Annotated in this window: 10 protein-coding genes; 7 read left to right on the top strand and 3 right to left on the bottom strand. The window is 72.2% G+C overall.

The window, feature by feature from the left end; translation table 11 throughout:
- Positions 1-48: 48 nt before the first annotated feature.
- Positions 49-1,680 (bottom strand): M4 family metallopeptidase, encoded by a 1,632-nt coding sequence (locus tag ACFRQN_RS13835; protein WP_380740419.1) that lies wholly within the window; start codon positions 1,678-1,680, stop codon positions 49-51.
- Between the two features lie 497 nt (positions 1,681-2,177).
- On the opposite strand from ACFRQN_RS13835, the gene ACFRQN_RS13830 reads away from it, so the two are divergent.
- The 3 genes from ACFRQN_RS13830 to ACFRQN_RS13820 all read left to right on the top strand — a co-directional run bounded on the left by ACFRQN_RS13830 (position 2,178) and on the right by ACFRQN_RS13820 (position 5,068).
- Positions 2,178-2,714 (top strand): MarR family winged helix-turn-helix transcriptional regulator, encoded by a 537-nt coding sequence (locus tag ACFRQN_RS13830; protein ID WP_049651457.1) that lies wholly within the window; start codon positions 2,178-2,180, stop codon positions 2,712-2,714.
- Positions 2,715-2,790: 76 nt separating this feature from the next.
- Positions 2,791-3,132 (top strand): DUF3817 domain-containing protein, encoded by a 342-nt coding sequence (locus ACFRQN_RS13825; RefSeq protein WP_049651458.1) that lies wholly within the window; start codon positions 2,791-2,793, stop codon positions 3,130-3,132.
- 250 nt (positions 3,133-3,382) lie between these two features.
- Positions 3,383-5,068, top strand: coding sequence for a methylmalonyl-CoA mutase (locus ACFRQN_RS13820; protein WP_049651459.1), 1,686 nt, complete (start codon positions 3,383-3,385; stop codon positions 5,066-5,068).
- Between the two features lie 74 nt (positions 5,069-5,142).
- On the opposite strand, the gene ACFRQN_RS13815 is transcribed toward ACFRQN_RS13820, so the two are convergent.
- Entirely contained in the window at positions 5,143-5,808 is a 666-nt protein-coding gene (locus tag ACFRQN_RS13815; RefSeq protein ID WP_079271888.1) for a TetR/AcrR family transcriptional regulator, read from the bottom strand.
- Positions 5,809-6,173: 365 nt separating this feature from the next.
- On the opposite strand from ACFRQN_RS13815, the gene ACFRQN_RS13810 reads away from it, so the two are divergent.
- From ACFRQN_RS13810 to ACFRQN_RS13795, 4 genes are all read left to right on the top strand, one after another.
- Positions 6,174-7,175, top strand: coding sequence for a tetratricopeptide repeat protein (locus tag ACFRQN_RS13810; RefSeq protein WP_380740417.1), 1,002 nt, complete (start codon positions 6,174-6,176; stop codon positions 7,173-7,175).
- Positions 7,176-7,917: 742 nt separating this feature from the next.
- Positions 7,918-8,580 (top strand): DUF6230 family protein, encoded by a 663-nt coding sequence (locus tag ACFRQN_RS13805; protein WP_049651461.1) that lies wholly within the window; start codon positions 7,918-7,920, stop codon positions 8,578-8,580.
- A 132-nt stretch (positions 8,581-8,712) separates the two neighbouring features.
- Entirely contained in the window at positions 8,713-9,381 is a 669-nt protein-coding gene (locus ACFRQN_RS13800) for a DUF6114 domain-containing protein (RefSeq protein WP_380740415.1), read from the top strand.
- A complete protein-coding gene (locus ACFRQN_RS13795) occupies positions 9,378-10,751 on the top strand; it encodes a hypothetical protein (RefSeq protein WP_380740413.1) in 1,374 nt (457 codons plus the stop codon). The genes ACFRQN_RS13800 and ACFRQN_RS13795 overlap by 4 nt, the downstream gene beginning before the upstream one ends.
- 74 nt (positions 10,752-10,825) lie before the next feature.
- Here the strand turns inward: ACFRQN_RS13795 and pyk are convergent, their stop codons facing one another.
- The gene (gene pyk, locus ACFRQN_RS13790; protein WP_049656903.1) at positions 10,826-12,253 is read right to left on the bottom strand and encodes a pyruvate kinase; all 1,428 of its coding nucleotides are present in this window, start codon (positions 12,251-12,253) and stop codon (positions 10,826-10,828) included.
- Between the last annotated feature and the right edge of the window lie 3 nt (positions 12,254-12,256).

Here is a 12,256-nt window from a genome sequence, read left to right as displayed (position 1 = left end):
GGGCCTCCTGCCGGAGGCCCCGGGCGTCCGACGCGCCTGTGCGGTACGTCAGTTGACGTTGACGGCGGCCCAGGTCGCGGCGACGGCGCTGTACTCGGCGCTGGAGGCGCCGTACAGGTCGGCGGCGGCCTTCAGGGTGCCGGTGCGGGCGCCCGCGTAGTTGGTGGTGGAGGTGAAGTAGGTGGTCAGCGCGCGGTACCAGATCTGTGCGGCCTTGTCCCGGCCGATGCCCGCGAGCGTGGAGTTGTTGGAGGTCGGGCTGTTGTAGCTGACGCCGTTGATGGTCTTGGCGCCGCTGCCCTCGGCGAGCAGGTAGAAGAAGTGGTTGGCGACGCCGGAGGAGTAGTGGACGTCCTTGTTGCCGACGGTGGAGGACCAGTAGTCGGCCGAGGCGCCGTCCTTGGAGGGCTTGTCCATGTAGCGCAGCGGGGTGCCGTCCCCGTTGATGTTGATCAACTCGCCGATCAGGTAGTCCGGCTTGTCGGAGGGCAGGTTGGCGTAGAACTCGACCATCGTGCCGAAGATGTCCGAGGTGGCCTCGTTCAGGCCGCCGGACTCGCCCGAGTAGTTGAGGTTGGCGGTGGCGGAGGTGACGCCGTGGCTCATCTCGTGGCCGGCCACGTCGAGTTCGGTGAGCGGGTGGGTGTTGCCGCTGCCGTCGCCGTACGTCATGCAGAAGCAGGAGTCGTCCCAGAACGCGTTCACGTAGTTGGAACCGTAGTGGACCCGGCTGGTGGCGCCGACGCCGTTGTTCTTGATGCCGTTGCGGCCGAAGGTGTTCTTGTAGAAGTCCCAGGTGACCGCCGCGCCGTACTGGGCGTCCACGGCGGCGGACTCGCTGTTGGAGGACAGGCCGTTGCCGAAGCTGTTGGTCGTGTTGGCGACCAGGGTGCCCGAGCCGGAGGTCTTGCCCTTCAGGGTGTACGTGGCCTGGCCGCCGCGGGTCGCGTCCTTGAGCTGGTAGCTCGAACCGCTCTGGGTGGTGGTCAGCGGGACGGAGCCGACGAAGACGCCCTTGCCGGTGCCGGCGGCGGTCCGCACCTGCTCGTGGCTGGAGAGCACCTCGCCGCTCGCCGCGTCGGTGACCAGCAGCTGGCGGCTCGGGGTGCCGTCGGCGCGCTCGCCCTCGACCGTGGTGCGGTACGCCAGGCGCGGGCTGCCGTCGGTGGCCCACACGACCAGCTCGGCCTTGCCGGTCTGGTGCACGGCGGTCAGCGGGGACTCGTCCTTGTCGGCGGCGATGCCCACGGTGGACTGCACGGCGCCGGTCGCCTGGTCGGCGGCCTTGTCGGCGGGGATCTGCGGGGTGAGGCTCGGCAGGGCGATGGTGGCGCCGGTGGCCTTGTCCACCGAGGTGGTCGAGCCGTCGGCCTTCTGGTGCACCACCAGGTCGCCGCCCAGGACGGGGAGGCCGGCGAAGGTGCGCTCGTAGCGCAGGTGGCGGGTGCCGTCGGCGTCCACCACGGCGTCCTTGGCCACCAGTTGCTCCTGGCCGCCCAGGGCCAGGGCGTGCGCGACCTTGCCGGCCTGGCCGTTGGCCAGGGCGATCAGGTCGGCGCGCTGCTTCGCGCCCTGGGACTGCGGGGCGGGGTCCGCGACGGCTGCGGTGCTCACCTGGACGACACCGGTGAGCAGGGCGGTGGCGGAGAGTACGGCGACTGCGGCGAGCTTTCGCTTCACGAACGAGTCCTTCCGGAAAACCGCGAGCGGGCGCGGTCGCGCGGCGTTCCGGGGGCCGGGGACGGCACCTGAGGGGCGGAACGGGCGCTGACGTGCGGGCCCCGTGCGGACTGAGCGGCTTCGCCACCGGTGGGTGGGGGTGGTGGCTGCCGAACGGGGTTGATCGAAAGCATGACAATCGAGCAAATCAAATGACAGGTCTTGCTCATGAATTGGCCAAGTCCCGCCACGGCGGAGGAATGTGAACGGATGGACAAAAGGGGCAAATCGTCCTGGTTTGCAGCGGGTTACCGTCCGAACCGAAGCCTGGTGGCGCGGCGCCGGGCCGCTCCGGGGCCAACCCCGGTGCGCCGGTGGCCCGTTGCCGCGCGTTCACACCGGCGCAATGTCCTGGTATGGACCTGGCCGTCCGATTGGCGGGTTCCCGCCACGTGTTGCGCTTGTCCACCATCAGGACGCCTGGTAGCACACGTCCCGTCCGCCGGTACGGTAAGGAGGTGGCCAAGCCCCTCGCTCTCGACTTCGACCCGATCGCCCGCGCCGACGAGCTGTGGACCCGCCGTTGGGGCGGGGTCCCCTCGATGGCGGCGATCACCTCGGTCATGCGCGCCCACCAGATCCTGCTCTCCCGGGTGGACGCGGTGCTCAAGCCGTACGGGCTGACCTTCGCCCGCTACGAGGCCCTGGTGCTGCTGACCTTCAGCCGGACCGGCGAGCTCTCGCTCTCCAAGATCGGCGAGCGGCTCATGGTCCACCCGACCAGCGTCACCAACACCGTCGACCGCCTGGAGCGGGCCGGCCTGGTCGCCCGCCGCCCCAACCCGCTGGACGGCCGCGGCGTGCTGGCCGCGATCACCGGGCGCGGCCGCGAGGTGGTCGAGGAGGCGACCCGGGAGCTGATGGCGATGGAGTTCGGGCTGGAGGAGTACGACGCCGAGCAGTGCCACCAGGTGTTCGAACTGCTCAGGCCGCTGCGGATCGCGGCCGGCGACTTCGCCGAGCCGTCCGAGGGGGCTGCGAAGGGCCGGGCGTGAAGGCGGCTACCCTCGTGTGAGCGGTGCGCGGATCCGGGCGTACCGGCGGACCGTGCCGAGCGAGGCGAGGAAGATCATGAAGGCGACCCCCCTGCTGGGCTGGTACCGGGCCCTGGCCATTGCGACCGGTACGGCGCTGCTGGTGTTCTGCGGCTTCATGGTCGCGAAGTACGGCTTCGACGCGGCCAAGGACGTGACCACGTACGTCGCGATGCTGCACGGCTACCTCTACATCGGGTACTTCGTGGTGACCTTCATGCTCGGGCAGAAGCTGAAGTGGCCGATGGGCCGGCTGGTGCTCACCCTGGCGGCGGGCTGCATCCCGTTCCTCTCCTTCGTCTTCGAGCGCAAGGTGGCCCGCGAGGCCGCCGAGCAGCTCCCGGCGGGCGGCGGCGCCCGCCAGCCGGCCGGCGTCTGAGCCGCGGCCCCGAATTCCGCGAGAGCGCCCCTTCCCCGACCGGGGGAGGGGCGCTCCGGCGTTCCCGGGCCCCGTTCGGGCGGCTCCCGGAGCCCCCGGGCCGGATTCCGGGTCCCTTTCGGGGGATCGCGGGCCGTGCGGGCGGGTTGTCCATCGACAAGTACTAGGACGTCCGAGTAAATTGTTAGGACGTCCTACTAGCTGTGCCGCCCCGTCGCCGCGGCGGCCGTACGGAGCGGAGTTCGGGATCATGGACGCCGAGGAGATCGAGCGGGGCCGGCAGCGCTGGCAGCAGCGGTACGACAAGGCCCGCAAGCGCGACGCGGACTTCACCACCCTCTCCGGCGACGAGGTCGAGCCGGTGTACGGCCCGCCCGCCGGGCAGGCCTACGAGGGCTTCGAGCGGATCGGCTGGCCGGGCGAGTACCCGTACACCCGCGGTCTGCACCCGACCGGCTACCGGGGCCGCACCTGGACCATCCGCCAGTTCGCCGGCTTCGGCAACGCCCAGCAGACCAACGAGCGCTACCGGATGATCCTGGACGCGGGCGGCGGCGGCCTCTCGGTCGCCTTCGACATGCCGACCCTGATGGGCTACGACTCGGACGACCCGAAGTCGCTCGGCGAGGTCGGCCACTGCGGCGTGGCCATCGACTCGGCCGCCGACATGGAGGTGCTGTTCGACGGCATCCCGCTCGGCGGGGTCACCACCTCGATGACGATCAGCGGCCCGGCCGTGCCGGTCTTCTGCATGTACCTGGTGGCCGCCGAGCGCCAGGGCGTGGACCCGGCGGTGCTCAACGGCACCCTCCAGACGGACATCTTCAAGGAGTACATCGCGCAGAAGGAGTGGCTCTTCGCCCCCGAGCCGCACCTGCGCCTGATCGGCGACCTGATGGCCTACTGCGCCGAGGGCATCCCCGCGTACAAGCCGCTGTCGGTCTCCGGGTACCACATCCGCGAGGCCGGGGCCACGGCCGCGCAGGAGCTGGCGTACACCCTCGCGGACGGCTTCGGCTACGTCGAGCTGGGCCTCTCCCGCGGCCTGGACGTGGACGTCTTCGCGCCCGGCCTGTCCTTCTTCTTCGACGCGCACCTGGACTTCTTCGAGGAGATCGCCAAGTTCCGCGCCGCGCGCCGGATCTGGGCCCGCTGGATGCGCGAGCGCTTCGGCGCCAAGACCGACAAGGCGCAGTGGCTGCGCTTCCACACCCAGACCGCCGGCGTCTCGCTGACCGCGCAGCAGCCGTACAACAACGTGGTCCGCACCGCCGTCGAGGCGCTGGCCGCGGTGCTCGGCGGCACCAACTCGCTGCACACCAACGCCCTGGACGAGACCCTGGCGCTGCCCTCCGAGCAGGCCGCCGAGATCGCCCTGCGCACCCAGCAGGTGCTGATGGAGGAGACCGGCGTCGCCAACGTCGCCGACCCGCTGGGCGGTTCCTGGTACGTCGAGGCGCTGACCGACCGGATCGAGCAGCAGGCCGAGGCGATCTTCCAGCGGATCCTGGACAAGGGCCGCGAGGACCACGAGATCGGCCCGATCACCTCCGGCATCCTGCGCGGCATCGAGGAGGGCTGGTTCACCGGGGAGATCGCCGAGGCGGCCTTCCAGTACCAGCAGTCGGTGGAGAAGGGCGACAAGCGCGTGGTCGGCGTCAACTGCCACCCGCGCAGCGTCACCCCGGAGCTGGAGATCCTGCGGGTCAGCCACGAGGTCGAACGCGAGCAGGTCCGGGTGCTGCGGGAGCGCAAGGCGGCCCGGGACGACGCGGCCGTCCGGGCCGGGCTGGACGCCATGCTGGCGGCGGCGCGCTCGGGCGAGTCGATGATCCCGCCGATGCTGGACGCGGTGCGCGCCGAGGCGACGCTGGGCGAGATCTGCAACGCGCTGCGCGAGGAGTGGGGCACGTACCAGGAGAACGCGATGTTCTGAGGCCGACGGCCGACGCGGAGCCGCCGTACGGGATCCCGTACGGCGGCTTTGCCGTGTCTCCGGCCGGGGTGCTCTCAGCCCGCGAGCATCGGTCCGAGCAGCAGGTCGGTGAAGCGGCGGGTCCACTCCGGGGTGATCGGCTCGCCGCTGACCAGGACGCGGTGCTCGACGGTGCCCGCGATGGTGTCGAAGATGATGTCGACCTCCTCGCGGGCCGAGGTGTCGTCGGTGTCCGCCTCCAGTTCGCCGCGGGCCTGGGCGGCCGCCCGGCCCTGGCGGACCAGCCGCTTCTGCGGGTCCACGATGGCCTCGCGGATCCGCCGCCGCAGCTGCCGGTCGCGGGTGCCCTCGGCGAACAGCGCGAGCAGCGCGGCCTGGGTCTCCGGGCGGGCCAGCAGGTCGGCGAACTGGGCCACCACGGCCTCGATGTCGGCCCGCAGGCTGCCGAGGTCGGGCATCACCAGCTCGTCGAAGAGGGTGGCGACGGCGTCCACCACGAGCTCGTTCTTGGACGGCCAGCGGCGGTAGAGGGTGGTCTTGGCGACCCCGGCCCGGCTCGCCACGTGGCCCATGGTCAGTCCGCCCCAGCCGAGTTCGGCCAGGGTCTCGCGGGTGGCGTCGAGGATGGCGCGGTCGGCGGCGGCGCTGCGCGGGCGGCCCTTGGCCCGGGCGGTGCCCGCGGGCGCCGGGCAGTCCTGGTGCGTGCCCTGCGGGCTCGCTGGGGGCTGGGCGGCCGGCACCGGGCCTCCTTGCGCTCTACTGGTAAGTAACTTGGGTGGGGCTGGTAACGGTAGCGACTGTTCGTCCGTTCGGGCAGCGGGGCACCCCGGGAAAGTGGGGCAGGTCACGTCCCCGAACCACCGGAGGGGCTTGCGGCCGGGCCACCGGCTCCAGTTACGCTACGACTCGTAGCGAAAGCAGTGACAACCAGGCGCCGCGTCCCGTGGGACGGGAGCGGCGCGGGCGCGGGTGGGGATCCGCGCCGAACGGTCCAGGCTACCGGGGGAGGGGCACGGCGCCCGGGAACCCGCACCGCGCGGCCCGCGCGGGGCGACTTTCCGGAGGTTGGTGCCCGCGAGCAGCGCGGACGGGGGAGGATGGTGCCATGCAGCCACGGAATTCGCGTCTCAACAGCTCCGCCCTGCGCGGTGCGGTCGACCTCGCCGCAGTGAAGGCGGCCGGCGAAGCCGCCCAGAAGGCCGAGCAGGCCCGGGCCGAGCGGGCTCGTCAGGCGTCCGCCGCCGATGCGGACGGAGCCGCCCCCGCCCAGTCCGCCCACCAGCTCGTCATCGACGTCACCGAGGACACCTTCGAGACCGAGGTCGTCCAGCGCTCCACCGAGGTGCCGGTCGTCATCGACTTCTGGGCCGAGTGGTGCGGGCCCTGCAAGCAGCTGAGCCCGGTCCTGGAGGGCCTGGCCGAGGAGTACGCCGGCCGCTTCGTGCTCGCCAAGATCGACGTCGACGCCAACCCGCTGCTCTCCCAGCAGTTCGGCATCCAGGGCATCCCGGCCGTGATGGCCGTGGTGGCCGGCCAGCTGGTGCCGCTGTTCCAGGGCGCGGAGAGCGCGGCCAACATCCGTCAGATCCTGGACCAGCTGATCCTGGTCGCCGAGCAGCGCTTCGGCGTGGCCGGCCTGGCCGGTGGCGCGGCCGCCCCGGGCGAGGCCCCGGCCGCCGCCCCGCAGCGCCCCGAGGACCCGGCGCTGTCCGCCGCGCACGACGCGCTGGACGCCGGCGACCTGGGCGGTGCCATCCAGGCCTACCGGAACGTGCTGGCCGAGCAGCCGGGCAACACCGAGGCCAAGCTGGGCCTGGCCCAGGCCGAGCTGCTGAAGCGGATCGAGGGTCTGGACCTCCAGGCCGTCCGGGCGGCGGCCGCCGCCGACCCGAAGGACGTCGGGATCCAGCTCAAGGCGGCCGACCTGGACCTGGTCGGCGGTCACGTCGAGGACGCCTTCGGGCGCCTGGTGGCCACCGTCGGGCGGACGGCCGGCGAGGACCGGGACACCGCCCGGCTGCGCCTGCTGGAGCTGTTCGAGGTGATCGGCCCGGAGGACCCGCGGGTCGTCGCGGCCCGTACGGCGCTGGCGCGCGTGCTGTTCTGAGCCCGCTCCGGGCCGGTTCCCGGTCCGTCCCGAGCCCGTTCTGAGCCCGGATCAGGTCCGCTGCCTGGCACGGCGGATGACCTGCGGTGTCGCTGGTGATTTGGCGACAATCCGGTCAACTGAACAGAGGTTTACCAAATCTTGATTTCACCCGTGGGTGGTCACCTTGTGTGACCGCCCACGGGTGTTTCGCTTGCGTTTCCGGCAGATTTCGCCGTCACGTTTCCTTCAAGACGTCACGCAGGGTGCGGTCCGGGTCGATTCCATGATCAACGCCACCTGATGTTGCATTACCCGTCAGTAAGGAACCTCTTGTGCTTCGCCCGGGATTCAAGCACGATCGGCCACGCCCGGTCCCGGGCTCCACACCCCGACCCCGGTCGGCCACGCGGAGCGCGGGATCCCCACCGGGCGGTCCGTCGGCCCCGGCCGGCGGGAGGGAGGGCAGGGGGGTATCCGCGGTCCCACGGCGGTTCCTGTCCTTCGACCGGCCGCGCGGCCCTGCGCGGTCGCTGGTTGTCGCTCGGGGGTGATCGCCGATGTCGTCGGTCCTGCCCGCCGCCCCGCAAGGACGGCCGGTGCTTGGACGGGAGGTCCGCTGCACGCGGGCCGCTCCCGCGTCCGACGACGCCCAAGGCGCTCTCCGCTACCGAGGACGTAGCTCTCTCCCATCCCAGGTCCCCACCGGTGCGGGACGCGCCGCCGGGGAGCCGGAGATGTACGTCCTAGAAGGAGGACTCGCATGTCCCAGACCTACGGCAAGACCCGCTGGAAGCGCTTCGCCCTGGTGATGGTGCCGAGCATCGCGGCCACCGCCGCGGTGGGCGTCTCGATCGCCAACAACGCGCTGGCGGCTTCGTTCAGCGTCTCCGGCCAGAGCTTCAAGGTCACCACGCCGGAGCTGCACGGCAGGAACTTCGCCCAGTTCGGCTCGATCGACGCGGAGTCGAACGGCACGCCGCACCCGGTCGCCGTCTCGGCCTTCGACGAGGCCACCATCAAGGGCCTCTGCCAGTCGGTGGTGACCGACCCCAACGTCATCCCCGGCCTGCCGTGGAAGCTGCCCAAGATCATCCTGCGTCTGGAGGCCGGCAACAGCGAGGACGTCAAGAAGCAGGTCTACGCCAAGAACCTGCTGATCGACCTCGACCAGCTGAACGCCGACGCCGAGTTCTCCAACATCAACATCGGCCAGGAGGCGTCGACCCTCAAGGGCGAGGCCACCCAGGGCTGGAAGTCCAAGCTCGGCGGCCTGCCGTCCGGTCAGACCGGCTTCGCCCAGGCCGCCGAGAAGGCCGACCTGTACAACGTGCAGCAGACCGCCTGGGCCACCTCGGCCGGCACCTTCAAGCTCCCGGGCCTGAAGCTCGCGCTGCACACCGACGGTTCCGGCGAGTGCTACTAGGCCGTTGACGGCGGCGGGCCGGGCCCGGCCCGCCCGCCCCGACGGCACCCGCGGGACCGGGGACGGTGCGTGCGCCGTCCCCGGATCCCGTGTCTCCTCCATCCCTCGTTCACACCATCGAGGAGCTGCACCGTGTCCAGCGCCCTTGCCTCCTACCGGCCCGCCGAGCACGAGAACCCCGCCCAGTGGCTGCGCCGGGTGTTCCGTACGTTCCGTCGGACGCGGCCGTACTACGGCGGTCTGCTGGCCATGATCGCCGGCGTCCCGATCATGTACTTCCCGTACGCCAAGCTCTCGTTGGGCGGCATGACGGTGGCCATGGCCACCACGGCGGGTGCCGGGTCACTGATCATCGGCGTGCTGCTGATCGTGCTCGGGTTGACCGCCTGGTTCCAGCCGGCCGTACGGGTCTTCGCCGGCATCGCCACCACGCTGCTGACGCTGGTCTCCCTCCCGGTCTCCAACCTGGGGGGCTTCGGACTGGCCCTGCTGCCGGGCCTGATCGGCGGCGGGCTGATGGTCTCCTGGGCGCCGCTGCCGGAGCCCAAGGCCGCGAAGGCGGCCGGGCGCGGACGCTGGGGCCGGGCCAAGGGCGGCGCCGGGGACGCGGCGGCCGGGAACGCCGTGGCGCGGAGCGTCGCCACCGAGCCGGCCACCGACGGCGCCGTCGAGGCGCCCACCGCCGAACTGCCCGCCCAGGGCGGGCCGCAGGCCGCCGAACCCGCGGCCGCCGTCCCGAAGCAGGCCGACGCCGCGGACCGGAAGCGGGCCGCCGCCGTGGACCAGGAGGAGGCGCGGTGACCGGGCCGGCCGAGCAAGCCGACGGTACGACCGTTCCCGCGCAGCGCTCCGGCCGGCACGCGGCCCCGCGCACGCCCGTACGGGTCCGGCTGAGGGGCCGGGCACTGGCGCTGGCCGCGGTGCCGACCGCGCTGCTGATGGCCGCCGCCTACACGCCCAACCCGGCGGTCGCCGAGTCGGCGGCGGGCAAGCCCTGCGGCACCGCGCCGGCCGCCGTGCCGGACGTCGCGCCGGTCGAGACGCCGGTGCCCAAGAGCGAGCTGCCCGAGCCGCCGCCGGGCCCGTCCACGGCGCCGAGCACCGCGCCGAGTACGGCGCCGAGCACCGCGCCCACCGCCGGACCCTCGACGGACCCGGGCTCGGTGCCGAACCCCGCACCGACCACCGGCCCGGCCCAGCAGCCGACCTCGCCGGTCAAGCCGTCGGCCGCCGCGACGCCCACCACCACCGGCCCGGCGGCCCGGGCGGGGCTGATCGACGGCCTCGTCGACGGCGTCAACCGGCTGCTCACCCCGAACGGCTCGCCGAGCCCGGCTCCGACCCCGGCCAGCGCCCCGACCACCACCCCCGCGGCGCCCGCCGGCCCGGCCGCTCCGGCCGCCCCCGCCCCGCACACCGAGGCCCCGCACCCGGACGCCCCGGTGCAGGCCCCGGCCGCCGCCCCGCAGGCCGCGCCGCCCGCGACCCGGCCCGCCGCCGACGAGCCCTCGCCCACCGCCACGCCGAGTGGCAGGGCGAGCGGCAAGCCGAAGCCCTCCGCGACCCCGTCCGCGGACGCCTCGGCGACGCCCTCCGGCAGCCCGTCCGGCACGCCGACCGAGAACCCCGACTGCGATGTGGACGCCCGGGGCCTGACCGCCGGCGCGCCCGCCCCCGGGCACGTCGTCCCGGAGCAGAACTGGACCCTGAAGACCAGTCGGCTCGCCCTGCACGGCGCGGCCTTCCACGGCGTCTACGACGTGAAGACCGTGACCGGCAGCAAGCGCGTCCTGAAGTTCGTGGTCGACAGCGTGGACATCGACAACCTCGACATGTCGACCCTGGAGGGCAACGGCGTCACCTTCCACGTCCAGGGCGCCCCGGGTTCCACCTCGACGATGCGCAAGGGCCCGGTCACCATGTACGTGGAGCGGCTGTCCGGCCACCTCTCCAAGGTGCTCGGCCTGCCGATCCCGATCGACCTGGGCGAGATCACCCTCACCCCGGACACCCTGCCGCGCTGGCTGTACGACCTGATCGGCTCCATCCCGATCCCGCTGGACCTGGAGCTGACCGGCGTCACCGCCAAGCAGGCCGGCCAGTTCGGCGGCACCCTGCGCATCCCCGGGATGCGCCTGTTCAACGACGACGCCCCCTACAGCGACAAGTAGCGGACGCCACAAGGACCGTGGGGCGGCCCTCCGGAAGGAGGACCGCCCCACGGGCGTTCAGGCCTGACGGGTGCTCACTCGCCCCGGGTGCCCAGGTGGTGCACCTGCACCATGTTGGTGGTGCCGGGGACGCCGACCGGGACACCGGCGGTGACGATGACGGTGTCGCCCTCGCCGAGCCGGCCGAGCTTCAGCAGCTCCCGGTCGACCTGCGCGACCATCGCGTCGGTGGTGGCCACCTGCTCCGTGACGTACGCCTCGACGCCCCAGCTCAGCGAGAGCTGGTTGCGGGTGGCGCTGTCCGGGGTGAAGGCGATCACCGGGATCGGCGAGCGGTAGCGGGACAGCCGGCGGGCGGTGTCGCCGGACTTGGTGAAGGCGACCAGCGCCTTGCCGTCCAGGAAGTCGCCCAGCTCACACGCGGCGCGGGCGACGGAGCCGCCCTGGGTGCGCGGCTTGCGGCCCGGGTTGAGCGGCTGGAGGCCCTGGGCGAGCAGCTCGCCCTCGGCCGTCTCGCAGATCCGGGCCATGGTGCGGACGGTCTCGACGGGGTACTTGCCGACGCTCGACTCGGCGGACAGCATGACCGCGTCGGCGCCGTCCAGGATGGCGTTGGCGACGTCGGAGACCTCGGCGCGGGTCGGGCGCGAGGCGTGGATCATCGACTCCATCATCTGGGTGGCGACGATGACCGGCTTGGCGTTGCGGCGGGCCAGGGTGATCAGCTGCTTCTGGACCAGCGGCACCCGCTCCAGCGGGTACTCCACGGCCAGGTCGCCGCGGGCGACCATGATGGCGTCGAAGGCGAGGACGATCTCCTCCATGGCCTCGACGGCCTGCGGCTTCTCGATCTTGGCGATGACCGGCACGCGGATGCCGACCTCGTCCATGACCTCGTGGACGTCCTTGATGTCGTCCGCGTTGCGGACGAAGGACAGGGCGATCATGTCGACGCCCAGGCGCAGCGCGAAGCGCAGGTCGTCCTTGTCCTTCTCGGACAGGGCGGGCACGTTCACGGCCGCGCCGGGCAGGTTGATGCCCTTGTTGTTCGAGAGCACGCCGCCCTCGATCACCACGGTCTTCACCCGCGGGCCGTCGACGCTGACGACCTCCAGGGCGATGACGCCGTCGTTGATCAGGATCGGGTCGCCGGCCTTCACGTCGCCGGGCAGGCCCTTGTAGGTGGTGCCGCAGATGTGCTGGTCACCGGGGACGTCCTCGGTGGTGATGGTGAACTCGTCGCCGTTGTCGACGGTCACCGGGCCGTTGGCGAAGGTCGCCAGACGGATCTTCGGACCCTGGAGGTCGGCCAGGACGCCGATGGCCTTGCCGGTGTCCTCCGAGACCTGGCGGACCTTGCGGTACCGCTCCTCGTGGTCCGCGTGGTTGCCGTGGCTCATGTTCAGTCGGGCGACGTTCATGCCCGCCTCGACGATGGCCTTCAGCTGTTCGTAGGAGTCCGTCGCCGGACCCAGGGTGCAGACAATTTTCGCTCGGCGCATATG

It is taken from the genome of Kitasatospora sp. NPDC056800, from assembly GCF_042789775.1.
Classification (GTDB): domain Bacteria; phylum Actinomycetota; class Actinomycetes; order Streptomycetales; family Streptomycetaceae; genus Kitasatospora.
Note: the sequence above shows the minus strand (reverse complement) of the source record. Positions and strands in the feature narration are given on the sequence as shown.

What these genes read in the sequence shown, in the direction of transcription:
- ACFRQN_RS13825 (WP_049651458.1), top strand. Translation starts at nt 2,791, where the DNA reads ATGAAGGCGACCCCCCTGCTGGGCTGGTACCGGGCCCTGGCCATTGCG.
- ACFRQN_RS13820 (WP_049651459.1), top strand. Translation starts at nt 3,383, where the DNA reads ATGGACGCCGAGGAGATCGAGCGGGGCCGGCAGCGCTGGCAGCAGCGG.
- ACFRQN_RS13810 (WP_380740417.1), top strand. Translation starts at nt 6,174, where the DNA reads ATGCAGCCACGGAATTCGCGTCTCAACAGCTCCGCCCTGCGCGGTGCG.
- ACFRQN_RS13805 (WP_049651461.1), top strand. Translation starts at nt 7,918, where the DNA reads ATGTCCCAGACCTACGGCAAGACCCGCTGGAAGCGCTTCGCCCTGGTG.
- pyk (WP_049656903.1), bottom strand. Translation starts at nt 12,253, where the DNA reads ATGCGCCGAGCGAAAATTGTCTGCACCCTGGGTCCGGCGACGGACTCC.